The organism is Chryseobacterium candidae, assembly GCF_004916905.1.
Lineage (GTDB): Bacteria > Bacteroidota > Bacteroidia > Flavobacteriales > Weeksellaceae > Chryseobacterium > Chryseobacterium candidae.
In genome coordinates, this window is sequence record NZ_SDLV01000025.1 from 236,996 (window position 1) to 263,483 (window position 26,488).

At 36.2% G+C, this 26,488-nt stretch carries 19 protein-coding genes; 8 read left to right on the forward strand and 11 right to left on the reverse strand.

Translation table 11 applies throughout. The features are described 5' to 3' along the window. Positions 1–57: 57 nt before the first annotated feature. On the reverse strand, positions 58–939 hold the full coding sequence (locus EK417_RS13110; protein ID WP_076594733.1) for an AraC family transcriptional regulator: 882 nt from the start codon (positions 937–939) through the stop codon (positions 58–60). A 188-nt stretch (positions 940–1,127) separates the two neighbouring features. Here EK417_RS13110 and EK417_RS13115 point away from each other — a divergent pair, with 188 nt between their 5' ends. Further along, entirely contained in the window at positions 1,128–2,522 is a 1,395-nt protein-coding gene (locus EK417_RS13115) for an aminopeptidase P family protein (protein WP_136522391.1), read from the forward strand. Positions 2,523–2,536: 14 nt separating this feature from the next. Continuing rightward, on the forward strand, positions 2,537–4,708 hold the full coding sequence (locus tag EK417_RS13120; protein WP_136522392.1) for a S9 family peptidase: 2,172 nt from the start codon (positions 2,537–2,539) through the stop codon (positions 4,706–4,708). 74 nt (positions 4,709–4,782) lie between these two features. On the opposite strand, the gene EK417_RS13125 is transcribed toward EK417_RS13120, so the two are convergent. Further along, a complete protein-coding gene (locus EK417_RS13125; protein WP_136522393.1) occupies positions 4,783–5,766 on the reverse strand; it encodes a hypothetical protein in 984 nt (327 codons plus the stop codon). 17 nt (positions 5,767–5,783) lie between these two features. Then, positions 5,784–6,713, reverse strand: coding sequence for a hypothetical protein (locus EK417_RS13130; protein ID WP_136522394.1), 930 nt, complete (start codon positions 6,711–6,713; stop codon positions 5,784–5,786). A gap of 690 nt (positions 6,714–7,403) precedes the next feature. On the opposite strand from EK417_RS13130, the gene EK417_RS13140 reads away from it, so the two are divergent. After that, complete coding sequence (locus EK417_RS13140) at positions 7,404–9,251, forward strand: chloride channel protein (RefSeq protein WP_136522395.1); 1,848 nt, start codon at positions 7,404–7,406, stop codon at positions 9,249–9,251. A gap of 161 nt (positions 9,252–9,412) precedes the next feature. Here the strand turns inward: EK417_RS13140 and EK417_RS13145 are convergent, their stop codons facing one another. Both EK417_RS13145 and EK417_RS13150 read right to left on the reverse strand, forming a co-directional pair. Continuing rightward, a complete protein-coding gene (locus EK417_RS13145) occupies positions 9,413–10,357 on the reverse strand; it encodes an aldo/keto reductase (protein ID WP_136522396.1) in 945 nt (314 codons plus the stop codon). Between the two features lie 385 nt (positions 10,358–10,742). Beyond that, positions 10,743–12,551 carry a hypothetical protein gene (locus EK417_RS13150; RefSeq protein WP_136522397.1) on the reverse strand — a complete coding sequence of 603 codons (1,809 nt, stop codon included), beginning with the start codon at positions 12,549–12,551 and terminating at the stop codon, positions 10,743–10,745. A 467-nt stretch (positions 12,552–13,018) separates the two neighbouring features. Here EK417_RS13150 and EK417_RS13155 point away from each other — a divergent pair, with 467 nt between their 5' ends. Then, the gene (locus tag EK417_RS13155; protein WP_076594739.1) at positions 13,019–13,537 is read left to right on the forward strand and encodes a hypothetical protein; all 519 of its coding nucleotides are present in this window, start codon (positions 13,019–13,021) and stop codon (positions 13,535–13,537) included. A gap of 51 nt (positions 13,538–13,588) precedes the next feature. On the opposite strand, the gene EK417_RS13160 is transcribed toward EK417_RS13155, so the two are convergent. The 4 genes from EK417_RS13160 to EK417_RS13175 form a co-directional block, all read right to left on the reverse strand. After that, the gene (locus EK417_RS13160) at positions 13,589–14,740 is read right to left on the reverse strand and encodes an efflux RND transporter periplasmic adaptor subunit (RefSeq protein WP_136522398.1); all 1,152 of its coding nucleotides are present in this window, start codon (positions 14,738–14,740) and stop codon (positions 13,589–13,591) included. A gap of 7 nt (positions 14,741–14,747) precedes the next feature. Then, the gene (locus tag EK417_RS13165) at positions 14,748–19,085 is read right to left on the reverse strand and encodes a CusA/CzcA family heavy metal efflux RND transporter (protein WP_136522399.1); all 4,338 of its coding nucleotides are present in this window, start codon (positions 19,083–19,085) and stop codon (positions 14,748–14,750) included. Between the two features lie 202 nt (positions 19,086–19,287). After that, positions 19,288–19,620 carry a hypothetical protein gene (locus EK417_RS13170; protein WP_076594742.1) on the reverse strand — a complete coding sequence of 111 codons (333 nt, stop codon included), beginning with the start codon at positions 19,618–19,620 and terminating at the stop codon, positions 19,288–19,290. Between the two features lie 630 nt (positions 19,621–20,250). Beyond that, positions 20,251–21,033, reverse strand: coding sequence for a helix-turn-helix domain-containing protein (locus tag EK417_RS13175; RefSeq protein WP_076594743.1), 783 nt, complete (start codon positions 21,031–21,033; stop codon positions 20,251–20,253). Between the two features lie 71 nt (positions 21,034–21,104). On the opposite strand from EK417_RS13175, the gene EK417_RS13180 reads away from it, so the two are divergent. Then, on the forward strand, positions 21,105–22,310 hold the full coding sequence (locus tag EK417_RS13180) for a CynX/NimT family MFS transporter (protein ID WP_228457935.1): 1,206 nt from the start codon (positions 21,105–21,107) through the stop codon (positions 22,308–22,310). Positions 22,311–22,322: 12 nt separating this feature from the next. Here EK417_RS13180 and EK417_RS13185 read toward each other — a convergent pair whose 3' ends face one another. Together EK417_RS13185 and EK417_RS13190 are read right to left on the reverse strand one after the other, a co-directional pair. Next, complete coding sequence (locus EK417_RS13185) at positions 22,323–23,030, reverse strand: DUF421 domain-containing protein (RefSeq protein ID WP_076594745.1); 708 nt, start codon at positions 23,028–23,030, stop codon at positions 22,323–22,325. A 62-nt stretch (positions 23,031–23,092) separates the two neighbouring features. Continuing rightward, complete coding sequence (locus tag EK417_RS13190; RefSeq protein ID WP_136522401.1) at positions 23,093–23,857, reverse strand: MBL fold metallo-hydrolase; 765 nt, start codon at positions 23,855–23,857, stop codon at positions 23,093–23,095. A gap of 89 nt (positions 23,858–23,946) precedes the next feature. On the opposite strand from EK417_RS13190, the gene EK417_RS13195 reads away from it, so the two are divergent. The 3 genes from EK417_RS13195 to EK417_RS13205 all read left to right on the forward strand — a co-directional run bounded on the left by EK417_RS13195 (position 23,947) and on the right by EK417_RS13205 (position 26,411). Continuing rightward, entirely contained in the window at positions 23,947–24,261 is a 315-nt protein-coding gene (locus EK417_RS13195) for a winged helix-turn-helix transcriptional regulator (protein ID WP_076594747.1), read from the forward strand. A gap of 154 nt (positions 24,262–24,415) precedes the next feature. Further along, positions 24,416–25,819: a T9SS type A sorting domain-containing protein gene (locus EK417_RS13200; RefSeq protein ID WP_136522402.1), complete on the forward strand. Its 1,404-nt coding sequence runs from the start codon at positions 24,416–24,418 to the stop codon at positions 25,817–25,819. A 37-nt stretch (positions 25,820–25,856) separates the two neighbouring features. Further along, positions 25,857–26,411 carry a hypothetical protein gene (locus EK417_RS13205; protein WP_136522403.1) on the forward strand — a complete coding sequence of 185 codons (555 nt, stop codon included), beginning with the start codon at positions 25,857–25,859 and terminating at the stop codon, positions 26,409–26,411. Positions 26,412–26,488 lie beyond the last annotated feature (77 nt).

Here is a 26,488-nt window from a genome sequence, read left to right on the forward strand (position 1 = left end):
AAAACGGTAAATGTTAATATTTTAATATGTTCTAACCGTATTTTAACATGCCGCTTTTTATTGCTCTATTGTAGCCTCTTTATAATGCTTCAGGTATTCTTTAGGCGAATATTTCATAATGGACTTGAAAACCCTGTTAAAATTGGTAAGGCTATTGAATCCACTATTGAAAGCAACAGAAGAAATGCTGTACATGCTGCTGGCTGTCAGAAGTTTGCAGGCTCTTTGTACACGAAGCTCATTGAGATATTCAATATAAGTAATGCGGGTACGTTTTTTAAAAGAGCGGCAAAAAGCCTGAGGAGTCATACAGGCTTCTTTCGCAATAAGGTCGAGGGTAAGTTTATTCTGCGCAAAATTTTTCTTAATAAAATTCTGGGCATCTATAATTCTTTGGTCTGTATCGGAAATATGATTAGGCAGATTCTTTTCTGAAGATAACGGAATATGCAAATGTCTGTTTTGCATAAGATGATTTAGAATTCTGATAAAATCTATGATCTGATCTACTCCTTTAGTCTTTTGTAATGCAGCAATATTTTCTCCAATGCTTTTTGTGAGTTTGGAAGCCACCTGGAAACCTGTTTCTGAATGACTGATGAAGTTTTTAAGTTCCTCAAATTCCGGTAAGACGAAAAAGGCGGAAATCTTCTTATGAGGATCAAAGAAAATAGAGATGGAATGAACCTTCTGCTTTTCATCTTTTTCAAAATTACCCCTGAAAACATGGGATTGATTGGCGCCCAGATAGAAAATGTCACCTGCTTCAAAATTAAAAAGATTCTGCTCTATAGCCAATGTTCCATGCCCTTTAAGAATCCACATGATCTGTGTTTCTGTATGACGATGGAAATAAGGATAGAAATTAGGCATAATATCTTCCTGTATGCGGATACTTTTGTTAGTATCGGCAGGAACAGAAAACTGGAGACTCTTCATAATATCAATACTTTATGGGAACACTCTACTCGTTAGGTTAAAATATTGCTGAAGTTAAACAAAATATGAACATTGAATATCATATTAAAATCCAAATTTTACAGAATCTTAATTTTTAATGAATAAAGAGTTATAAATAGTACAAAATCGTAACTTTAAATTTTTAAAATAAAAAGTATTCATAATATATGTTTTCAGCACAAACTTACCAAGACAGACGGGAAATATTAAAGAAAAGTGTATCTAACGGAATCTTACTATTTCTGGGAAATATTGAAAATCCTGTGAACTTTGAACATAATCCTTATTATTTCCGTCAGGACAGTACCTATTTATACTATTTCGGAATCCAGGAACCTCGTATCGCAGCCATTATCGATATTGATGAAAATAAGACCATCGTTTTCGGAGATGAACTGAGTATTGATGACATCGTGTGGATGGGCAGACAGGAAACACTGAAAGAGAAAAGTTTGAAATCCGGTGTACAGGAAACACAGCCATATGCAGAACTTGCCCGATATATAGTAAAAGCACAGACTTCCGGCAGAAAAGTTCATTACCTTCCTCCTTATCAGTCTTCCAATAAAATTTTACTGGGAGATCTTCTTGGGATTAAAATAGGAGAATTACAACCTTCTGTAGAAATGATCAGGGCAATTGTAAAACAGCGTTCCATTAAAGAACCTCAGGAAATTGTACAGATAGAAGAGGCCGTAAATGTATCCAATGAAATGCATTTGCTGGCAATGCGCCTCACTCAACCCGGGATGAAAGAATATGAAATTGCCAATGCCATCCAATACCTTGCTGCTAATAAAGAATGTCAGATGTCTTATCCTCCTATTGTGACGATCAACGGAGGTATTCTGCATAATCATTATCGTCTTAATACAATGAAAGATGGGGATCTTTTCCTGAATGATTCCGGAGCAGAAACAGCGATGGGATATGCAGGTGATCTTACCAGAACATTTCCTGTAGGCAAAACTTTTACAACGAAGCAAAAAGATATGTACGAAGTGGTTCTGAATGCTTTTAATCAAGCTCAGAATCTTTTGAAACCGGGAGTACGATTTAAAGATATTCATCTGAAAGCAGCACAGCATCTGGTAGAAGGTCTTATTGATCTTGGACTGATGAAAGGAAATCCTGAAGATGCTGTAAAAAACCATGCTCATACGCTGTTCTTTCAGTGCGGACTGGGTCATATGATGGGTCTTGATGTGCATGATATGGAAGACCTCGGAGAACAATATATTGGCTATACCGAGGAAGAGCCAAAAGATACCAAAACATTCGGATTGAAATCTTTACGTTTAGGAAAAGCTTTGAAATCCGGTTTTGTAGTTACGGTTGAACCTGGTATCTATATGATTCCGGAGCTGATTGACATCTGGCAGGCTGAAAACAGGAATGCAGACTTTATTAATTATGATAAAGTAAATGAATACAGGAATTTCGGAGGAATCCGTGTGGAAGATGATTTCCTGATTACAGATGACAATTACAGACTTTTGGGCAACGGATTAATTAAATCGGTTGAAGACATTGAAAATTACAGAGCTGAGCATTTAGCTTAATCCAAATACTATTTATGAAGAACATAAAAAAACTGACAGCTATTGCATTGTATTTCCTGTGCTTGTCACCATTCGCGGCACAGAAGACACAATGGACTCCAGATGGCAACGCTTATTATTCATTTACTAAAAAAGGGGTGGAAATTGTTGATCTATTGCATCCCGGAAAAGATCAGATGCTTTTAAACAGTAGTGAACTGATTCCTGCCGGAAGTTCTGAAGCCTTACAGTTACAGAGTTTTCAGGTAGCTCCTGATGATAAAAGTTTATTGCTTTTTGCCAATACAAAGAAAGTATGGAGAGATAATACCCGTGGAGATTACTGGATTTTCGACAAAAATACCAAAAAGCTTACCCAGTTGGGAAAAGGATTACCTGCTTCCTCACTGATGTTTGCAAAATATTCTCCGGATGGAAAAAAAGTTGCTTATGTATCTAAGCATAATATTTATGTGGAAGATCTTGCCAGCAATCAGCAGACTAAGATCACTACAGATGGTACAGACGGAATGATTAATGGAACTTTTGACTGGGTATATGAAGAGGAATTCGGAACTCAGGATGGTTTCAGATGGTCGCCGGACGGCAGTAAAATTGCTTACTGGAAGCTGGATGCACGTGGTACGAAAAACTTCCTGATGATCAATAATACAGACAGTCTATATTCTTTTACCGTTCCGGTAGAATATCCAAAGGTGGGAGAAAATCCTTCCGGATGCAGTATCTGGTTTTATGATCTTGCTTCCCAATCTTCAAAGAAAGCCGATATTGCAGGGGATGAAAAGCAAAACTATATTCCAAGAATGGAATGGGTGCTGGATTCTAAATCCATTATTCTGCAGCAACTGAACAGAAAGCAGAATCAAAGTAAAATTATCGTAGCAGATGCCAATTCCGGAAGCAGTAAGGTCATTCACACAGAAACCGATGCGGCATGGATTGATATAAAAACCCGATGGAATGACAACGATCCAAAAGGCTGGGACTGGATTGATAATGGTAAAGAATTTTTATGGCTTTCTGAGAAGGACGGATGGAGACATATTTATAAAATAGATATGAACGGTAAAGAGACATTAATCACAAAAGATGCTTACGATGTAATTAAGCCAGAATTCTTTGATGTTAAAAACAACCAGATTTACTTTTTAGCTTCCCCGAATAATGCCACTCAGAAATACCTGTACAAAGTAAGTATGAAAGGAGGAAAAGCCCAAAAAGTAACCCCTGAATCCTATACAGGCTCTAATACTTATACGATATCACCCAATGGAAAAATTGCCATGTTTACCAATAACAGTATCGATGCATTTTCCGCAGATGCAGTAATATCACTTCCGGAACATAAAGAATTGGTTGCTGCCAAGAGGTCTGCAAAAGCAGATCCGGCAAAATCTAAAGCTGAATTTTTCCAGGTGACTACAGAGGATGGAGTTACCTTAGACGGATGGGTAGTAAAACCTAAAAATTTTGATCCAAATAAAAAATACCCAATCGTTTTCTATGTATATGGGGAGCCTGCTCTGCAAACAGTAACAGATGATTTTTATACCGGCTGGAATTGGTTATATACCGGAAATATGGCTGAAGACGGTTATTTATATGTTTCTCTTGAAAATCGGGGAACACCTTCTCCAAGAGGACGTGAGTGGAGAAAATCTGTCTATCGTAAAATAGGTCAGATGAATATCCGTGATCAGGCGATGGGAGCAAAAGCTTTATTTGCAAAATGGCCTTATATTGACACTTCAAGAGTTGCCGTATGGGGCTGGAGCGGTGGAGGTTCTTCTACCCTCAACCTTTTAGGGCAGTATCCTGATATTTACCAGACAGGAATTGCTATTGCACCCGTTGCCAATCAGCTATTCTATGATAATATTTATCAGGAACGTTATATGGGGCTTCCAAAGGAAAACAGAGAAGACTTTGTCAATGGTTCTCCACTGGCTTATGCTAAAAATTTAAAAGGAAACCTTTTACTGGTTCATGGAACAGGTGATGACAATGTACATTATCAAAATACGGAAGTTTACATCAATGAACTGGTAAAATACAACAAACAATTTCAGCTGATGTCTTATCCTAACCGTAGCCACGCTATTAATGAAGGTGAAGGAACATCACTGCATCTGGCAACAATGTTTACAAAATACCTGAAAGAACACTGCCCTCCGGGAGCAAAATAAAAATATACAAAAACCTGCATTATTGCAGGTTTTTGTATTTAAAGAGTATTTGTTATTAAACCTGGTATTGTAAACTACGATTTAGTAATGATAATATAGTAACTTGTGTCACCACCGGTTGGTATATTGAGAAGACACTCATTGTGGGTTAACTGATTGGGTTCTCCGCTTACATATTGAAAGAAAAGTGCTACTTTTTGATTAGGTACTGTTGTTTGTAATGTATGCGTTAAGATCTGAGCATTTGAAAATGCATAAGATACATTTACTGTATTTCCAAAATTATCCCTGTTGGCGTTAATAATTCCTCTTGAAACAGTATTGGAAGTATAAATACTGCCGGATGCTGTGGCAAAAACGGTATTTATATTCATCTGTCCGGAAAAACTATAATTTTGAGTGTTATTATATCTGTTGCAACGAATTGATCCCCAGGCTTCAAAAGTATATACGCCAGGCTCAGGAATTACAATGTATCTGACATTACTTACCGACTGTCCATTCACTGTTGCTGAAGTATCTGTACCAAAAGTAAATCCTGCGCTATTCCCTTTTAGTCCGGCATCATTAATAATGGGAATATTGATATACTGATTGGGGTCATATAGCGAAAATCCGCCTGTGTTGTTAGTAGGCGAATACGTGGCAGGATAGTTGGAACGTTGCTGATAATACAAATATTTAACAGTGACTGGCATAATTACATTATTTCCAGAGGCATCCACTCCTAATTTATTGAAGGGAGGTGTATAAGCCGGTGATAAAAGCTTAGGTAAATTTTCATGCCTGATATTAAGTATTGCTGCAGAGTTTACATGTAATAAGGCTGTGGGCATGGAAGTTCCTATATTAATTCCCACATTTCCTGTATTGATTACTTTCATAAGTTCTGAAGCAGAAGAATTATTAATTTCCAAGGCTTTTGTTGCACTGGTATTGCTTTTAAAAACAACATCAAGAGTGGCAGTCGGCGTAGCTGTATTGAATCCTACATTGCTGCTTTGAGCAAATAAAAAGAAGGAAACAAATGTAAAGGGTATCAAGAATATTTTGTTCATTACCATTTTATTTGCAGTTATAACTTAGAAATAATCAATGTTGCTTTTTTTTCCAAACCAGCAGCACCTGAAAGAGAACATGCATTTGTGTTGAACTGATCTCCTGTTCCCCAGTTAGTAAATAGTGCAAGTTTCTGATTGGCTGTTGTAGTTGCTATAATAGAAAACATACTATTTTGTGAGGGATAATCATATTGTCCAGGACTGCTTAAATTACCAGTACTGTCACGTAGAGGAAATATATTGTTGCGTATACTGGTCTGTTCTTTATAAGTAGTATTTCCTGCAGATGCCAGATAAATACTGCTGACTACACCTATAAAATTGTTTCCATTATTACTGCCGGATATAGCACCAGTACAATTAATAGAATACTTTAAATTTAGTTTATATACGCCAGGATCAGGAATGGTAATGTAAATTACATTGGTTGCCGGATTACTTCCTCCGTAGATTCTGTTAAGCGTTGCAGATGTATCAGTGCCCAATGTTACATTTAGTGAATTACTGTCAATACCGGTTGTCTGGAAAGGCAAACTGTAGAAAATATTATTATTGTAAAGAGAAAATGCTGAAGTAGTCTGGGTGTTGTCGATCGTAATGTATGAATAAAGCACAGCTGGTACATAGGTACCTACATATCCATTGGTATCTACTGCAATAGGTGTTACACCGGATGCTAATTGGGGAAGATTTTCGTAACGGACACTTCCTTTGGTATGTAGCTTCGCAGTAGGGATAGGTGCATTTATTCCCACATTCCCATTATCAAGAACTGTCATCATTTCCGTTCCTGTGGAATTGTTTATTTCTAATGCTTTTGTAGTATTGGTATTGCCTTTTGAGACGATATCCAGTGATGCAGATGGTGATGGCTGATTAATGCCCACCTGGGAATGGCTTAATGCAAAAGTAAGCACAAAAGCCTGTAATAATATTTTTTTCATCGTGTGTTATTTGCTCACAAATCTGCATCAAAAATCAAAACATATCAAATAAATAAATGCAACATAAATACATCACGCATACATCACAAATTTTGTATTTTAATGTAAGTATTTTGTTTTCAGATGTTTAATTGTTTTTTTTTTACTGCCTCAAAATAATTTTTTTTATTTAATAACTGTTTTCTTTTAATATAAAATATATCCTGAAGAATAATTTTAACCTTCTTTTTACCACGGTTCAGAAAAATAAAATCACGTTCAGCAACTTACGCCACCGGAATATGGAGATCAAGAAACATTAAATCTACATGATAAATACTTAAAGGACTGCTGGCATATACTGTATCTCCACATTTTCCTACGAGATTCAGTTCCTGATCTCTGGAGATAAAGCTTTCCAGTATTACAGCGGCAATAGGTTCATCTTCAATGGGTGTTTTGTTCCATATTTTTAAACAGCAAATGCCTGATATTTATGAATTTTATTCATTTCTCTTTAATAAATTAAAACTTACTAAAAGTAAAGATAAACAATACATATGATGAATGAATTTCTTTTAGATTAAAAGATAAGTTACAATAATAGAATCTATAGAATAATTCAACAGTTTCAAAAGAAGGTTTTTTGTGATATATTTCATAAATTTACGCTGCTTTATCAATCTGATGATAGCGTAAAATATTTCCAAGGTGAAAATTCACAACAAAAAAAAGTACCTTAGCTTCCTTAAATTTAAAAGAGATTTCCAGAAATACGGACTGGAAAAAGCGCGCAGTTATGAGCTTATCCTGCATTGGCTGAACAACAGGCTCAGCAGAAATCAGTTTCTTGTTCTTTCCGGAATTCTGGTAGGCTGTACAGCTGGTCTGGCAGGTGTTATTCTGAAAACGCTGGTACACAATATTCATTATTTCATTACCAATAAAGTTCATTTTGAATATCAGATATTATTTTATATTGTTTTTCCATTTTTGGGAATTGTTCTTACTACGATGATCGTTCTGACACTATTTAAAGGTCAGGATCGTAAAGGTATCGGAGCTATTTTATACGAAATTGCACAGAATTCAAGTATTGTGGCATCTGTTAAAATGTATTCTCAGGTGATACAAAGTGCGGTTACGGTTGGATTGGGAGGCTCTGCCGGATTAGAAAGTCCTATTGCGGTTACCGGAGCTGCTATTGGTTCCAATTATGCACAAACCTATAGACTTAGCTACAAAGAACGTACTTTGTTGCTGGCTGCTGGTGCTACTGCAGGGATTGCATCTGCTTTCAATGCTCCTATTGCCGGGATTATGTTTGCCTTTGAAATCCTTTTAACAGGCGTGGTCTTCACGGATTTTATTCCTTTGGTTGTTGCTGCAGTCTGTGGAAGTCTTTTGTCGAGGATTTTGCTTCAGGAAGACGTGCTTTTCAGGTTTTATACCAGAGATCCGTTTAACTATAAAAATGTTCCGTATTATCTTATTTTAGGAATTGTTACAGGGTTGTATGCCCGTTATTTTGTCATTATTTCTCAAAAAGTGGAGCATTTTATAAAAGGGCTTCAGCTTTCGAGACTTCGTAAAGCGATGTTTGGGGGAGCTGTGCTTTCTTTGCTATGTGTTCTTTTTCCTCCTTTATTCGGGGAAGGTTATGAGACTGTAAAGGCCTTTACCAACGGAAACACCTACTCTATTATTGAAAACAGTTTTTTCAGATATTTTGAGATCGGAGACTGGACGATTATCATTTTTCTGGTTCTGGTATTACTTTTAAAAGCATTTGCTACTTCATTTACCATATTCAGCGGCGGAAACGGAGGTAATTTTGCCCCTTCTCTTTTTGCTGGTGGAACTTTGGGGTATCTGTTTGCATTGGTTTGCCAGCATATTGGTTTTACAGATGTTCCGGTGACCAATCTTGTTTTGGTAGGAATGGCCGGAGCCATGAGCGGTGTTTTATATGCTCCTCTTACCGCAATATTTTTGATTGCTGAATCAAGTTTCGGATATGACCTGTTTATCCCGCTGATGATTGCTTCCATCATATCTTATCTGATTGCCAAATGGTTCTCCCCGATTTCACCGGAATTAAAATCCTTAGCGGATGAAGGAAAGATTTTCACGAATAAACATGATAAAAACCTTCTTTTCGCACTAAGAACGGAAGATTTTATAGATAAATATTCCCAGACCATTAATGAAAATGCCTCTGTTAGTCAACTTTTTGAATTGGTAAAGAACGGTAATAAAAATATTTTCGCTGTGGTGGATGAAAACAGAAAACTTAGAGGAGTCCTTACGTTAGATGATATAAGACCTTATCTTTTTAACAAAGAAATGGAAACATCCCAGACGGTAGCTCAGATGATGAAAGCTCCGCCAGCAATTCTTCACAGAGAAAATAAACCGTTGGATATCCTTCAGACTTTTGATGATACAGGTGTATGGAATCTGCCCGTTGTGAATAACAATAATGATTTTATTGGTTTTATCTCAAAATCTTCAATATTAATGAGCTACAGACAGCTTCTGAAAGAATATTCTGATTAATATTAAAGGCAAAAATGACAACCGTAAACCTGAATTCCCATCCTCTGGAGGGGTGTCAAAAATTCTTTGAATTTTTGACGGGGTGGTTAGCATCGTCAAACGATAAAAATCCGTTCAGCAATGAACGGATTTAATTTTAATCTATAATAAAGTTGAAAAAATTAGCTGCTTGCGTTATTCAACAAAGCCATATCTTCCTGATCAAGAGCAAGTTTCGGAGCATTGAACACGGTCTCCAGCTGAGATGCACTGGTAGCACTTACAATTGGAGCAGTGATCAATGGATTGGATAGCAGCCATGCCAGAGAAACCGTTCCCTGAGTGGTATTATGTTTTGCACTTACCTGATCCAGCGCTTTTAATATTTCAAGTCCTTTAGGATTTAAATACTTTCTTACTCCCTCACCTCTTGCACTTTTTGCCAAATCTGCTTCATCACGGTATTTACCTGTTAAGAAACCTGCTGCCAGAGACCAATAAGGAAATACACTCAAATCAAACTGCTCTGCCAGAGGGGCATAGTTTTGCTCAAAACCTTCTCTTTCCATTAAGTTGTAATGGGGCTGTAAAGCAACATATTTAGGAAGATTATTCTTTTCAGCAGCTTCAAATGATGCTTTCAAACGTTCCGGTGATAAGTTGGAAGCTGCAATATAACGTACTTTTCCTGCTTTAATAATCTCATCATAAGCAGACAGGGTTTCTTCTACCGGAGTGGTATTGTCATCAAAGTGCGTATAATAAAGATCAATATGATCCGTCTGAAGTCTTTGCAGCGATTCATCTACAGATTGCAAAATATGCTTTTTGCTGATATCATAGCCATGTTCTTTCGTCTCCGAACCTACTTTGGTGGCCAAAACGATGTCATTACGGTTTGCTCTGCTTTTCATCCATTTTCCGATGATTTCTTCAGACTGTCCGCCCTTTCCATTCACCCACCATGAATACGTATCTGCAGTATCTATAAAGTTGAATCCGGCTTCAGTAAAGCGGTCCAGTATATCAAAAGACTGTTTCTCGTCCAGTGTCCATCCAAAAACATTTCCTCCGAAATTGATTGGCGCAACCGACAAATCGGTGTTTTTGATTTTTCTTTTTTCCATAAAAATAATTTTACTAAGTGATCCGTAAGGTACGGAATATTAAACCTTGAAAATATTCAAAATAGCCATTCTCTCTATAGCTATTATAAATGAAAATGCTGATTTTTCCTGGTTTTTTTGGTTATTAAGAGTTTGTTGGAAATTGCAAAGACGCCAATAAATTAAACGCTAACTGCTTTAAGATGCAAAGGTTTTATCTCCGATAAAATTGAATACTGTTTATTTTATGTCTATTGCAAAAAGTCTTTGATTTTCTTGCGCCTTAAAGTAAACATTTTTTGCACCATTGCATTTCTCAAAGAAAAAATACATATATTATTAATTTTAAAAAATAAAAACAGCCATTTGAAAGCTGTTTTTATTATCTATCAATTAAAAAATACGGTTATTTTTCAACCTGAGGAATCTCAATAGCGATAAGCTGTAGTTTGTATTCCTGCAATTGCTGGTTGATCGTAGATAAACCGTTTCTGAAGAATGATGATGCTGTAAAAAGCTCATGATAATATTCTATCCCTTCAAGAACATTTTTCCTGAAAGCATTCCATTTTTTTGTCTGCGAATGAGTAATCTCTGCAGTAGAATCGGTGATTTCCTTTCTCAGGTAATCCACATACATTTTCAATTCATTAATGAACATATTCGGACGCTGGCTGTCGGAAAGAATATTGGTATTTCCGTAGATATGTTTTACCATTTCCGAAAGAGAAACTTCTTTATCAAAAAAGGCAATATTCGGTCCGGGACATATGACAACGCCCTGTTTTTCACCTTTAATTTCGAGGTTCTGCTCCATATATGCGGCGTTTACAAGTCCTACACACAGGCAGACTTTATCAGTAATTTCCGATTTCTTTTTTTTAAATTCCTTTTCTGTAAGGGTTTCCTTATTGTCGTACAGTTCCTTGAGTTTGATATCCTGGTACTTTCTGGAAGCGGTACAGGTTCCTTCCGGAGAAAATTCTTTGCTTAATGCCAGAAGTTTTTTGGGACATGAACTTCCATATTTCCCTTTTGCTTCTTTTTCAAAATTTAATCGTTCATTGGATGTTCCTTTTACCGTATTGAAAGGCACTCCTAATGGCGAAATATTGCTCAGATAAAAATCCTGTTCTTTTGATTGCAAAAGTAAATTTCGGGTTTCTGTATCTACGGATGTTGCTTCGGGTACCAGCAAAAACGGTGAACCCCATCCTACGCTGTCTACATGATAATTCGCCAATAAAAACTCGTGTTCTTCGGCAGTTCCTACTCCACCCTGAACCGTAATTTTCATTTCTAATGGCTCAGAAACTGTGGGTTTTCCTTTTTGTTCTAAAGCAGCTGTCATTAAGGCATGGGCAGATTGTATCAGGTCATTTTTTTTCTGCTTGAATTCTTCCATAATAGGCCCGAGAAGCATTCCTTCGGTAGCAAAAGCATGACCGCCACAATTTAATCCGGATTCTATTCTGTATTCTGAAACCCACAATCCTTTTTTAGCCAGAAAGTTTCCCTGAATCATTGCAGAACGGAAATCGCTTACTTTCAGGATGATTTTCTTTTTGATGTTTCCGTTTTCGTCCGGAAAAAAATCTTCAAATTCTTCCATATAGCTGTATAAGCGGGGATTCATGCCTGCGGAAAGAACCATTGATGATGATAATTTACTTTTGGCGAATCCACGCAGTGAAGCATGAGCATCGTTATACATCACTGGAAGCTGTTCATTGTTTTGATAATTGTCTTTATCCACTTTCGTCATGATATTGACATCAATACTTCCCGGTTTTAAGTTGGATTCAATGAAGTTTTTGATATTGGAACTCCATTCATCTTTTTGATTGATCAGGTTTTGAAGGCTGTTTTTTAGATCTGAAGTATTTGGAAGCATGGCTATGAAGTCTTTCAAAGCCTCTTTATTTTTGCTGATCTCGTGTTTGAAAGATTCAAATTTTTCATTCACGATATCATCCACCATATCCAGATAAGCCGTAACTCTTCTGGCTCTGTAATCTTCTGTTTTTGTAGAGATCCCGAAATAGTCAAGATTGAACTTTTTATTGTAAAAGTTCTTCATTTTTTCCAGGATTTCATCATCAATGATGGAGATCACAGAAGAAATTCCATACTGGGCAACACGAATAGGACTGTCTATTGTGTAAGCCAGTCCCATTACCGGAATATGGAAATTGTGCAAAGGTTTTTGTGTCATAAAGTTCTGATAAAATTTTTTATTATTCATCTAAAAATCCTTTACAACTATTCACTGCTTAAAAATATTATTTTAAAATGAATTATGCATTAAATAATATTTTATATTGTGAAAAACATGTCAAATATCATTCTTTTAAATCGATTCCTGTGAAATTGTTACTGAGACATCATTAATTGTATGACTACCACATCAGCTATAGATTTTTTTACTACATTTATTAGTTAAACGATAACCATATTTTCCCTCAGAAAAATTAAAAATGAGATTTTTTCATGTATTATTCTTTTGGTTTTCATGGCTTCAATATTTATTTTTGGCAGTGATTTACTTGTCCAGTTTGAAGCAATGAAAGTAGATAAACTTGATGGACAATTTGGGTTTTATATTTTTGAAAAAGCAGCCTATACCAGTTTGATATATGCTGTTGTTGGTCTTATTTATGACACATACAAAAGAAAACTTAAATGATAACAAATAAAATATATACATTAAGCTTATTTTTTAGCTCTATATGGATTTTTTCCCAAAATGTCAATGAAGAGCTTATTCACTACTTAAAAGAGGCAGAAACGATTCTTATTACCAGTCATGAAGATCTCAGACTTGATATTGAAACGCCTGGCAAGAGTAAAACAATTTACAGAGACTTACTGAAAAATGGTGTTCCCAACCATGAAATCATCATAAATAAAGTAGTACTAACTCCTGAATCCAGACAGGAATTAATAGACATCATAAAACGGCAGAAAATTGTAAAAGCCTGGGATGGAGCTTTATGTTTTGAACCGCACAATACTTTGTTCATTTATAAAGAAAATCAATGGAAAAATATTGAGTTATGTTTTGGATGTAAACAGTACGGCCACAGTAAAAATCTACCCGTTAATAGAGAAGAATTTTTACACAGTTACCAGGACTGGATCAATCTTGAAGATTTTTTCAGAAAACTAGGGGTACAGTGGGAAGTTCCAAAAAAGAAATAAAAAAAGATCAGCGATTGACTGATCTTTTTATTTTACAATGATGTTTTAACGCTATTCAGCTTTATTTTTAAGCATCATCAGAAGGCTGTAAGCCCCTTTCTGTACAATTTTCTTATCCTTTAAAAAATCGGCTTTTATAATTTCCGTAAACTGATCATCAGAAATTCCGGTCATTACAGGAATCATTCTGTAATTGGATTTTCCAAGGTCTTCAAAAACATAATTTTTATTTTCAAAAGAAACTACGGCTTCATTAGGAAGTCCCATTGTATAATGGCTGCTGATATTCACTTCAGCATTTACATACATTCCTTTTACAAATTCTGTATTCACAGAGGATAATCTGGCAATTGCCGTCGCAGAGCCTCCATTTTCAATACTAGGAACAACACTGACAATTTTAGCATTTGATTTCACATCCGGATTCTGATTGTTGTACACCAAAATTTCCTGGCCCATTTTTACATCATTCACATCATTTTCAAAAACCTTTAATTCTAAAAGTAATCCCGCCGGATTGATCAGTTCAAATAAAGTATCTGTAGGGTTGATATACTGCCCGTTATTCACAAGAATTTTGCTTACAAAACCCGTGAACGGAGCATAAACATTGATTTTACTTCTGATATTCCCGGCACTCAGACCTTTGGCATTGATTCCGATGATTTTCAGCTTTTCCTCAAGCCCTTTTAAAGTGGCATTCAAAGTTGAATAATCTGCCTGGGCAGTCTGTAGGGTCTTGTCACTGCTGGCTTTGCTCGTATTAAGGTCTTTCTGGCGGTTATAATTCAGTCTTGCCGCTTCAAGTTGTGCTTTTGTTACCAGATAATCCTGCTGCAGCTGTATAAACTGCGGATCTTCCACCACAGCAAGCACCTGCCCTTTGTTGAAATGACTTCCATTAATTACATTGATCGACTTGATGTGTCCCCCCATAATGCTGGAAACTGAACTGATATGAGACGGTGCAATGTCTGTCTTTCCGTTCAGTCTCACCAGTTTTTCCATATTCCTGTTCTGGATTGTAGTTGTTGTAAGCCCTACAGCCTGAATCTGTTTTTCTATAAGATGAACGGAATTTTTGTCATTCTTAGAAAATTTTGTGTTTTCATAAACTGTTTTTTCTTCCTCTTTTTTTCCTGAACATGAAGATAAAGTTACGATGAAAGCAAGGCTGTATAGTGATATATTCCTGAAATGCATGATGGTATTATTTTGAAATTAAGAATTGAAGTTCGGCTCCGATCTGATTAAGCTTTTCCAGCTGATCAATATAGTCTGCTTTGGTTTTTACGGCCTGATTCACCAGTATTACCCAGTCCAGATAATCTATTTCTCCCACTTCCATCTGTTTCTGAGCTGTTTTTAGAATGATTTCAGATTTGGGAAGCTGTTTTTGTTCATAATTTTGAATGATCTGCTGTTGGTTCATATAATTACCCAACTGTTGATTCAATCTGTTTTTAAGTTCAATTTCTTTTCTCTCATACTGATTTTCGGAGATGGCAATCTTAGCCTGTGCTGCCTTTGTCAAAGCTCTCTGTCCTTTTGTAAACAATGGAATTCCAACTCCCACCTGAACCGAATTGAAACGATTGTTATTGATGTTTTTCATACTCTGATTGGTATATCCTATGAGAAGATCAGGAAGCAGTCTGCTTTTCTCCAGCTGTACTTCTGCCTCGCTTACTTTGATCTGTTGCTGCAGATATTGAAGTTCAGGATGCTGTTGTACCATTTCTTCTGAAATCTGAAGCCCAATATTAATTATAGGCTTCTCTGCAACAGGTTGATATGGAATTGTAGATTGTAGTAATAATTGAAGCTGAAGTTTTACGATATTCAAATCATTTTCAAGAGTATTCAACTGTACTTTTATCTGTTCTTTCTGAATTTCAGCAGTGGACTCCTCCAGAATATTGGCTTCCCCTTTTTTTAATCTTAATGCGGCCTTATCTGCAAAATTATGATACAACTGACTGATGTATTCCAGAACTTTTTTCTTCTCCTGAAGCACAAGTATCCTGTAGAAAACGTCAGTTACTTCTTTGGTAAGCTGTGTTTTGGTCAGATTCTGATTGACGACACTGGCAGACCATTCAGCATCCAGCATTTGTTTTCTTCTTGAATATACCGTTGGAAAACTGAATCTTTGAGAGATTCCGAATGAATTGTCTGTTTCCTCGCCCTGAATTTGTCCAAATCCCCCCGTAATTTCCGTCTGGGGAATGTTCAGATAGCTGGCCTTCAGCTTTTCCTGATAATCTGATATTAATTTCGAATTTTTAAGAGTACCGTTCTGCTGGTATGCTTTTTCCAGAGCCTGATCATAAGTAATGTTTTCCTGAGTCTTATAAGTTCCGAAGGACAATAACAGCAAGAAAACAGACAGTTTTTTATAATTGAGTTTTTTTGAGAATTTCATTTTATCTTTATTAATATGTTCAAACAGGACGTATAAAATTGGAAGGACAAAAAGCGTTAAAAGCGTTGCAAGCATCAGCCCTCCGATGACTACAGTTGCCAGAGGCCTCTGCACTTCAGCTCCTGCACCATTGCTGATTGCCATGGGAAGGAATCCCAGAGATGCCACAAAAGCTGTCATTAAAACCGGACGGAGTCTTATTTTTGTGCCTATGAGTACAATTCTGTTTGTATTATTTATTCCGTTCTTTTTCAATCGGTTAAACTCTGATATCAAAACAATTCCATTAAGTACTGCAACTCCAAATAATGCAATAAATCCTACACCTGCGCTAATGCTGAAAGGCATTCCTCTCAACACCAGAAAATAGACACCTCCTATCGCAGATAAAGGAATGGCTGTATAGATCAGCAGACTGTGTTTTACAGAACCGAAAGCAAAGAATAAAAGCAGGAAAATCATCACTAACGAAATAGGAACTGCTATACCTAATCTGGCTTTGGCTTCATTTAAATTTTCAAAAGCACCTCCATAAGAAATACTATATCCAGACGATAATTTCAGGTTTTTGCCTGCCTTTTGCTGAAGCTCTTCCACAATACTCTGAACATCTCTTCCTCTCACATTAAAACCTACAATAATCCTTCTTTTGGTATCCTCCCTCTGAATCTGATTCGGACTGTTTTTAAGTTCCACTTTAGCCAATTGCGACAATGGAATCTGTTCTCCTGAAGCCGTAGGAACAAGAAGATTTTGGATACTCGTAATATCTTTTTTATGTTCGTTATCCATTCGGACAACGATATCAAACTTTTTTTCGCCTTCATATAAAGCGCCTGCAGTTTGTCCGGCAAAAGCCATATTAATCACCCTGTTGATATCCGCCACTGAAATATTGTATCGGGAAAGTTCTGAGCGGTTATAATCTATCACAACCTGTGGAGCGCCTACTACCGGCTCGATATATAGATCCTGAGCACCTTTTACGGTATTGATAATGCTTCCCATCTTTTTGGCATAGGTGGCAAGGCTGTCCAGATCTTCACCGTAAATCTTGCACACTACATCCTGTCTTGCTCCGGTCATCAGCTCATTGAAACGCATTTGAACCGGAAACTGAAAACTGGTTGTCAGTCCAGGGATAACGCTTAATGCTTTACTCATCTTATCAGAAAGTTCAGGAAATGAGGTTGCAGAAGTCCATTTCTTTTTAGGCTTTAAAACGACTATCATATCTCCGGAATCCATGGGCATAGGTTCTGTGGGAATTTCTGCACTCCCAATTTTCATGACCACTTTTTCTACTTCAGGAAAGTTTGTTAACAGGATGTTTGCAGCCTGAGTGGTAGCTTTTTTGGTTTCATTGATATTACTTCCCTGGAGAATCCTCATTTCAACGGCAAAATCGCCTTCCTCCAACGATGGTATAAATTCTCCACCCATTCTGTAAAGGGTAAAAACAGCACCTGCAAACAGAATCAACACACCAATGATTATTGTTTTTCTAAATTTAAGGGCCTTTATCAGAAGTTTTTGGTGACCGGTTTCCACTTTACCCATCACACGGTCTGAAATATTTTCTTTCTCTTTTTTCTTTCTGCTTAATACCAGAGAGCTCATCATTGGAATATAAGTCAGGGAAAGAATAAATGCGCCAATCAGGGCAAAGGCAACGGTTTGAGCCATAGGCTTGAACATTTTTCCTTCAATTCCCTGAAGCGTAAAAATCGGAAGATATACAATTAAGATAATGATCTGCCCGAAAACCGCACTGTTAACCATTTTGGTCGCAGAGTTGGAAACCTGATCATCCATTTCTTTTTTGCTGAGCATATTGTCTTTTCCGAAATGCTTTTTATGGGCAAGCTGATGAAGAACAGCTTCCACAATAATGACGGCTCCATCTACAATTAAACCGAAATCCAGCGCTCCAAGGCTCATCAGATTTCCTCCTACACCAAAAATATTCATCATGATAATGGCGAAAAGCATAGCCAAAGGAATGACGGAAGCAACTAGTAATCCCGCTCTGAAATTTCCTAAAAATAAAACCAGAATGAAAACCACAATCAAAGCCCCTTCCATCAGGTTTGTTTTTACTGTGCTGATCGTATTATTAACCATTTTAGCCCGGTCAAGGAATGGCTCTATCACAACTCCTTCCGGTAAGGACTCCTGGATTTTTTCCAGTCTTTGTTTAATATTTCCAATCACTACATTAGCATTCTCTCCTTTCAGCATCAGAACAATAGCTCCGGATACTTCTCCGGTATCATTGTAAGTCATAGCGCCATACCTTGTCGCATACCCTAATTTTACAGAGGCTACATCTTTAATATGAACAGGAATGCCTTCTTTTGTTTCTGAAACCTGAATGCTTCCAATATCTTCTGTAGTTCCCAAAAGTCCTTCGCTACGGATAAACAGAACGGTTTCTTTCTTTTCAATATAAGCGCCTCCGGTATTCTGATTATTCTTTTCCAGAGCCGCAAAAACATCATTGATATTGATATTAAAGGCCTGCAATTGATTAGGATTAATGGCAATTTCATACTGTTTCAGTTTTCCTCCGAAACTGCTGACATCCGCCACACCTTTAGTACCAAGAAGCTGTCTTCTCACCACCCAGTCCTGGATAGTCCTCAGTTCGGTTTCATCGTATACATTTTCATATCCTTTTTTAGCCCTTACCACATATTGGAAAATCTCTCCCAATCCTGTTGAAATAGGCCCTAATTCCGGTTTGCCGATTCCGTCCGGAATATTGTCCTGAACAAGCTGCAGCCTTTCCTGAACCTGTTGACGCGCCCAATACACATCAGTCTTGTCATCAAAAACTACAGTCACTAATGAAAGTCCGAAACGAGAAAAACTTCTAAGCTCCGTAATTCCGCTGATATTACTGGTGGCCTGTTCAATAGGAAATGTAACAAGACGTTCTATATCTGCTGCACCATAAGAAGGAGCTGTGGTAATGATCTGAACCTGATTATTGGTGATGTCCGGCTGGGCATCAATAGGAAGTTTGGTGGTTTCATAGACTCCAAAAAGGATGAGTGCCCCTGTAAAAAGAGCAATGATGAGTTTATTCTTTACAGAAAACTCAATAATTTTATTTAACATGGAAAAATTATTAATTGTAATCCGTAAGACCATACAGGAGCTGAGACCTCTCCATAACTTAAGTGTCCAAAATAAAGTTTTTGTAATTTCTTGAGTTAAGGTCTAAACACCAGTACATTGCATTACGAATTAATGGATATGTAACAAGAATTAAATACTTTAAGTAAAAAACATAAAGCATTAATTTTCAATGTGAAGTTGATTAAGAAAGCCGTGGAGGCTGAAAAATCTGAGAAAGATATTGTTGGGAGAAATCTTTTTCTTTGTAGATACTGCTTTTCTCTGAAACAGTAATTTCCTTAGGTTTTTTTATTTCGAATGAAAGCTCCGGAAGCTGGGCATGTACAGTGAGTACGATAGGCGGATTAATAAAAGGCAGTTTCTGATCGGTATCCCAGTCTGAATCCTGTTTGTGGTTATCATAATGCTCCATTACAAATTCTGAAAAGCTTCCGTGGTATTCCATGAAATGTTCAACAAACATAGGCACTTTCAGTACTTCCCCCGCATTGGTGGTAGCCAGTACATACATCATTGAGCATAATATGGAGAACCATTTTAACATGGATGCAAATATAATGTTTAAATTTTTCCCAGAAAGGCTCAGATATTAATTTTTTGAGAATTTTATAGGCGAGATCATATAAAAATTAAACATATGTTTGAATATTATTGGCTTAGCAGAGTCTTATTTTTATAATAATTCACTTTTCGCTATTTATTTATTTTTACTTAAAAACATACGTACAATTCCTCAGATGGCGAATTATATTTAACATGAGGTATTTTCGTGCTGGTAATTCCGGAATCTTAAAGAAAACAAACAACATTTAATAAATAATTATTTTACTTAAAAATAAGTAATTTTTAAAAAAAATAAGCTTATAGTGTTTTGTATAAAGTGATTTTTGCTTATATTTGTGAATCGAAATAATTTTTTTTCATCATTTGTGTTTTTTTAAGGTCTCCATTCGTGGAGACCTTTTTGTTTTCAATAATATCATAATTGAATATTCGCTACTGAAGTGGAAAAATGTGAAAAATGTGAAATATTATGTTCTTTAATCTTTCTAATTGCTTTTATATAAAGGAATGTCTAAAGTTATTGTATATTAATAACTCTCTTTTTTGATAAATTTTACCGGCTTTATATGTGGTTTAAAACTTATTGGATGGTTTTAATAAAATCAGTTGGCCTGAGCTGCATCACAGCCTGAAAACTTCGGGTATAGGCCTGAACACTCTTATACCCTACCTCATATGCTGTTTCTGAAATCGTAAGATTTCCGGAACTCAAGTATTCCAGACTCTTAATAATACGAAGCATTTGCTGATATTTGCTTAGGGTAAGACCAGTTTCTTTTTTGAAAATACGTTCCAGTGTACGGAAAGATAAAAGAGCCATATCACTGAGATCTTCCATTTTGATCTCTCTGTGATAATGATTGTGCAAATATTCTATGACTTTGTCAAGACGTTTGTCTTTCGGGAGGCTGATATGAAAAGTCAGGGAATGTTCTGCAAACCTCGGAAGTTCGTTGAAAAGTGCTTTCAGGAATAGGCTCTCATTATGATCCCGAATCATTAGCTTAGACCACTTCTCCGAATATTTTATCATTTCCTTTAAAACAGGAGGAACAGAAAATACATTCACTTCATGATAGAAGGATTCTTGGGCGCCAACTTCTGCAAACATGATCATCAGTTTGATTTTTGCAGAATGGGAATTGGTTTTATGGACAGCATTTGGAGGAATCCATACCGCATGATTCTGAGGAAGGAGATAGATTTTTTCTTCGATAGTAATATACTGAAAACCACTTTCTACATATACGAGCTGACCTTTTTGATGATGATGAAGAACGTTATCATGAATCCAGTTTTCCTCAAACCATACAAAATAAGGCTTATTTAGTTCATCAATATTTATACTGTCGCTGGCGTTCATGTCGTTTCAGGTTAAAACTTTGGCAAAATTAAACAAAATTACTGCGTTAATTTTGTACAAAAGTTTTTATTATGATGAAGAAAGAAGTAAAAAAGAATGCTTCGTATGTTTTATTAATCATTAATGTTCTGGTTGTTATACTCATTTCCAGCAATCTCCGCTCACCGATTGTGGCCGTTGCCCCTGTATTGGGAGAGGTAAGAGATGCTTTAAAAATGGATAATTTTCAGGTGAGCCTGCTTACTTCTATTCCACTGTTTATGTTTGCTGCCTGTTCTGTACTGGTAAGCAGATTCTCCAATAAATTCGGAATCAGTAAACTTTTGATGTATTCACTGATTATTTTAAGTTTCGGGTTATTTTTACGAATCAGTGGTTCTCTATGGCTTTTGTTTTTAGGTTCTATATTCATCGGTTTAGGAATATGCATCGGAAATGTGGTCACTCCGGGATATGTTAAGAATAATTTTCCGAAGCAGATTGGCCTTATGACAGGAATTTTTGCAGTATCTATGAATCTTACAGCAGCACTGGCTTCCGGTTTCAGTGTGAAAATAGGAGAATTGACAGGCTTTGGATGGAAAGGATCTCTGGGAATATGGCTTGTGATTGCCGCATTGGGCTTCCTGGTTTTATCAGTGGAACTCATATTCAATAAAAGAAATCCGGTTCAGCCTAAGACGGCAATCAGTACTTCAGATTTTAATATGTTCAAATCTGCCCAGGCGTGGAATATCAGTATTTTTATGGGACTGCAGTCTTTGTTTTATTATTGCCTGGTGGCCTGGCTGCCTTCATTTCTTGCTGATTTTCATATGCAGGGAGAAAGCTCCGGCTGGGTGTTCTTTGTGATCCAGATTACCATGATTCCGGTAACATTCTGCTGCCCTATTATTGCCAGTAAAATGAAGGACCAGAGGTTTATGATTCTTTTTATATGTGCTCTGATGTTCGGAAGTACAATGATGTTTGTCTTTCTGAAGTCTCAGTGGATCTATGTGAATGCTGTGATTATAGGGATTTCCAACGGATTGTCTTTCAGCTTGTCGATTCTGTTCTTTTCTGCAAGAACAAAAAGCAGTATCAATGCGGTTAAAATATCAGGTATGGCACAGTCCGTAGGATATCTGATTGCTGCATTCGGACCTCCGTTATTTGGAAAACTGCATGATTGGGACATTTCCTGGAACAGTTCATTCTATTTATTAAGCTTTGCTGTATTGCTGATGCTGTATTTTGGAATGAAGGCGGCAAGAAATAAATATGTTGAGGATTAGGAAAATCAAAGGTCAGGTTACACGTCTTTTATTGCTGGACGCTACCCATTCTTCTTTTTGGCAGTTTGGGCAGCTTCCTGCATTACCCGCTTTTTTATGCTCTGTATATCCACAGAATATACAGGAGTAATGTCTTTCCTCATGAATATAATGTAACGGATTATTTAATGAGCCTGGTAAAATAGGAAGACCGTATTTTACAGATTTATCTTCAAAAAAGAATACACTGATCTCTCCTGAAATTTCTTCTATAGCCATCTCAATCTGGCCAAGCTGCGAAACTCCTTTTAGCCTTAATTCTGCGAAGAATTCGTCACTCCCTAGATTTTCTTTTTGAAAGTTTTTAATTGAAAATTCGCCGTTTTCTATCAGGCAGATGGATTGTCCTTCAACCAGATTTTCAAATTTTTTACTTTTTCCGATAAAATGGGTCACAATAGAATACAGGAGAATAATAACAATAAAAACAATAAGGGATGAAATAATTCCGACATCCTTATTAAACATAGGATCTCCTGCTGCTGATCCCAGGCCGATAATGACTACCAATTCAAATATTGAGAGCTGTTTTACTCCTCTTTTTCCTAAAATTCTAAGTCCGATGATAATAGTCAGAAACATAATTATGGTACGAAGAATGATCTCTAAAAGAAAAGACCATTCTTCATGTCCCAATAATAATTCTTTCCAGTCAAAATTTAAGAGAAAAGTGGACAGCATATAAATTATTTACCACGGAATATTCAAAAAATAAGCCATAACTCCTGTTATTTATTTCATACTTATTTCAGGATTACCTCTTCTCCGTCTTTCAGTAGTAAACATTGGTTTCCAAGTCCTTTTTCGATTATTTTTTTCTGGATAAAATTCCTGTCTTCCTTACAATGGCTTACTGCTTCCAGATGAGTTACCCAAACAGTAGATTCCGGTGCGTATTCACATACTTTTGCGATGTCTTCGCTGGTCATAATAATAGGATCTCCCACAGAGAAGGTGGCAGCACCTCCTGCAACAATGATGTGCTTTGGCTTGTGTTGAGCAATTTCTGCAGCAACTTCATCATACCAGATTGTATCACCTGCAATATAGACTGACTGATTGTCTTTTTTAAAAACGAAACCGTTTACTATTCCCATTTTTTCTCCAATTTCTCCGGTACCGTGCTGGCCTTTGGTGGTAGAAATTTCAATGTTTTTCCATTGAAGATGATCATTTACAATTAAAATATTCGTAAATCCCTGTTCTGCAATATGATCAGCAATAACCTCTGAACAGATCACCGGAATATTTTTATCGAGAAGTTCTACTGCGTCAGCATCCCAATGATCCGGATGAAGATGGGTTACCGCTACAGCATCTATTCCTTCTAATTTTTTCTTTAATTCTTCTCTACTGAAAGGGAGATCTACAAGAGGATTCAGTAGTTCACTTTCTGTCATAGGCATTTTTCCCATAGACCCTTTTTCTCCGAGCATCGGATCTACCAGTATGGAAATTCCGTCAATATTCAGTAGCAATGTTGCATTGCGCCATAATTGTAATTTCATTTTGAGTATTTTTGTTGAACAAATTTATTGACTAATGAAGGTCAAACAATCGAAGGTTACCAAAAGGTTAACCATAAATATTCAGGTATATGAATTTTGAAGAATTTAAAAACTGTGGATTAAGAAGAAGCCTGAATATCCTTTCAGGTAAATGGAAACCTTTAATTCTGCATAATCTTTTTGAAGAAGATCAGGTGCGTTTTGTGGAACTTTGGCGAAATATGCCCCGGGTTTCCAAGAAAGTACTTGCAGAGCAGCTGAAGCAGCTGGAAGAAGATCGTATTATTGAACGGATTGAAGTTTATAATTTTCCGCCGGAAGTATATTATAAATTAACGGAGAAAGGGCAAAAGCTGGGACCTATTCTTTCCGAACTTCATTCATGGGGAAATGGATTGGGTTAAAACCATTTTGGATAAATTCATCGAAGGTTTTCGATGCCATTGAGTATTTCTTTCCTCTTCTAGAATTTTATCCTACATTTGGAAACACTGCCTAAAAATAGATTTATATAGGGGTTATATAATATAACCTCAATTTAAAAAAAAAAACAAACCAATGAAAAAACAATTATTATTTGTGCTTACTCTTGCAGCACAGGCTTCTTTTGCACAAATCATTTCCAAAGATCCTACGTTTGCTTCAAACGGAATTTACAACCTTCAAACGGGAATCTCTTATTTAGGAGAATTAACAGAAACAACCAATGCCGTATTTTACGAATCCTTTGACTCCAATAGTAATCAGTTACTTATCTCTAAAGCGACAAGTTACAATGGCTCTCCGGATTTAACTTTTGGGACCAATGGTAAAACTGCATTGAATTACACATCGGACGCTTTAGTGGGATTTATAAGGCACAGCAATAATACATTAACCCTACTGTTAAAACGATATGACTCTGTAAATAATATTAATTATTTAGATGTAGTCCGATTGCTTGCCAATGGGCAATTGGATCCTTCGTTTTCCAATGGAGGAATAAAATCATTAGCCAATTTCAATCAGGACAATTTCAATATAAAGAATAATCTTATAGAACAAGGAAACAAAATTATTGTTTCGGGAACCGGAATAGATACTAATGGATTTTTTGATGGGTACACTCATACATTCAGATTAAATTCTGATGGTACACCAGATAACAGTTTTGGGGATAATGGAGAATTATCCACTTACGGAATTCCCCGCATTATTTTAGATAAACAGTCCAATATTATCATTTTAGAACACAATACAATAAAAAAGTATACTTCTGACGGACAGCTCATGACTGGTTTTGGTAATAATGGGACAGCCTTGTTTAATGGGGTAAATGTAAATGTTATAAAAGCAGATTCAGCTAATAGAATTATATATGCACAACTTGGATCCTTAACGCCCGCTACGATAGGAAGACTGAATGCTGATGGGACGCCGGATACCACATTCAGCTACACCGGTACTCTTGGTCTTGAATTTTGGGATATCTATGAAAAAAACAATACTTACTATATAGCCGGCTATGCTGATCTTAATAATGCACCTGCTTATTATCTCTCTAAACTTAATCAAAACGGAGCTATTGATACGGTATTTGGAGAATATGTAGAAAATGATTCCAATTTACTCTATCACTTTATTCACGCAATCAAAGTTTTTGATAATAATGTAATTGTTTATGGAGATGGGCCAACAAAAGAAATTGTGAAATATCTTTTAAACGGTACTGCTACATTACCGACAGCAGAAACTGTAAAAAATAATACTGAATTTACTTTTGAAAGTCCTGTAAAACAAGATTTGGTGTATCAGTCAAAAGAAAAAATTAATAAAATAGAGATCTATTCTGTTGACGGAAGGCTATTAAAAACGATAAATAAAAATAATTCCGACGTTTCCGAACTTTCTAAAGGAGTTTATTTTGCGAAAGCAATTTTTGAAAATGGAAAAGTTTTTACAAAAAAACTTATTAAGAAGTAGTAAATTAATATTTTAAAACTAATAACAATTTTTACAAATGAAAAGAATCATTATTTTGATTTCCTGTGTATCATGTATGTGGGCGACGGCACAGATAACACCTCCACCTACTATTCAAAGATCAAATACCACATCCCGCGGACTTACCATCAATTCAAGAAAAGGGACATTAATTGAGAAAAAAATCAGCAATTTAGGCAAATTTAAAAATCTGAATATTCAAAAAATTGTAACCAGAGACGGATCTGATAATTCATCGGAATCTGTGTTGGGCATTATGTATGAATATGAAACCTTTGATGAAATTTCCAAGAAAACCTTAACGGTTGATAAGAATGAACTGGGAAAGCTGATCCAGGCGCTTCAGACTGTGGAACAGAAAGAAAATGAAAAAGCAAATCAGGAAACCAAATATAAGTTTGTTACGATGAGTAATATAGAGTTTGGAAGTGTTTACCGGGAAAAGATTTCATCGTGGGTGAATTATATAAAAACTCCGGGCAACCATTTTAATCAGAACTTACTGGAATTCAATAAGGATGAATTAAAAGAATTGATTACTGTTTTGAAGAAAGCAGACCAGGAACTTTAACACAGAATAGAATTAGATAGTTAAACATAAAAACCTTATAGGTTATGAAAACCTATAAGGTATATTTAAAAAAATTA

What these genes read in the sequence shown, in the direction of transcription:
- EK417_RS13175 (WP_076594743.1), bottom strand. Translation starts at nt 21,033, where the DNA reads ATGAACGCCAGCGACAGTATAAATATTGATGAACTAAATAAGCCTTAT.
- EK417_RS13110 (WP_076594733.1), bottom strand. Translation starts at nt 939, where the DNA reads ATGAAGAGTCTCCAGTTTTCTGTTCCTGCCGATACTAACAAAAGTATC.
- EK417_RS13145 (WP_136522396.1), bottom strand. Translation starts at nt 10,357, where the DNA reads ATGGAAAAAAGAAAAATCAAAAACACCGATTTGTCGGTTGCGCCAATC.
- EK417_RS13125 (WP_136522393.1), bottom strand. Translation starts at nt 5,766, where the DNA reads ATGAACAAAATATTCTTGATACCCTTTACATTTGTTTCCTTCTTTTTA.
- EK417_RS13155 (WP_076594739.1), top strand. Translation starts at nt 13,019, where the DNA reads ATGATAACAAATAAAATATATACATTAAGCTTATTTTTTAGCTCTATA.
- EK417_RS13205 (WP_136522403.1), top strand. Translation starts at nt 25,857, where the DNA reads ATGAAAAGAATCATTATTTTGATTTCCTGTGTATCATGTATGTGGGCG.
- EK417_RS13180 (WP_228457935.1), top strand. Translation starts at nt 21,105, where the DNA reads ATGATGAAGAAAGAAGTAAAAAAGAATGCTTCGTATGTTTTATTAATC.
- EK417_RS13200 (WP_136522402.1), top strand. Translation starts at nt 24,416, where the DNA reads ATGAAAAAACAATTATTATTTGTGCTTACTCTTGCAGCACAGGCTTCT.
- EK417_RS13115 (WP_136522391.1), top strand. Translation starts at nt 1,128, where the DNA reads ATGTTTTCAGCACAAACTTACCAAGACAGACGGGAAATATTAAAGAAA.
- EK417_RS13130 (WP_136522394.1), bottom strand. Translation starts at nt 6,713, where the DNA reads ATGAAAAAAATATTATTACAGGCTTTTGTGCTTACTTTTGCATTAAGC.
- EK417_RS13185 (WP_076594745.1), bottom strand. Translation starts at nt 23,030, where the DNA reads ATGCTGTCCACTTTTCTCTTAAATTTTGACTGGAAAGAATTATTATTG.
- EK417_RS13165 (WP_136522399.1), bottom strand. Translation starts at nt 19,085, where the DNA reads ATGTTAAATAAAATTATTGAGTTTTCTGTAAAGAATAAACTCATCATT.
- EK417_RS13195 (WP_076594747.1), top strand. Translation starts at nt 23,947, where the DNA reads ATGAATTTTGAAGAATTTAAAAACTGTGGATTAAGAAGAAGCCTGAAT.
- EK417_RS13120 (WP_136522392.1), top strand. Translation starts at nt 2,537, where the DNA reads ATGAAGAACATAAAAAAACTGACAGCTATTGCATTGTATTTCCTGTGC.
- EK417_RS13170 (WP_076594742.1), bottom strand. Translation starts at nt 19,620, where the DNA reads ATGATGTATGTACTGGCTACCACCAATGCGGGGGAAGTACTGAAAGTG.
- EK417_RS13160 (WP_136522398.1), bottom strand. Translation starts at nt 14,740, where the DNA reads ATGCATTTCAGGAATATATCACTATACAGCCTTGCTTTCATCGTAACT.
- EK417_RS13150 (WP_136522397.1), bottom strand. Translation starts at nt 12,551, where the DNA reads ATGACACAAAAACCTTTGCACAATTTCCATATTCCGGTAATGGGACTG.
- EK417_RS13190 (WP_136522401.1), bottom strand. Translation starts at nt 23,857, where the DNA reads ATGAAATTACAATTATGGCGCAATGCAACATTGCTACTGAATATTGAC.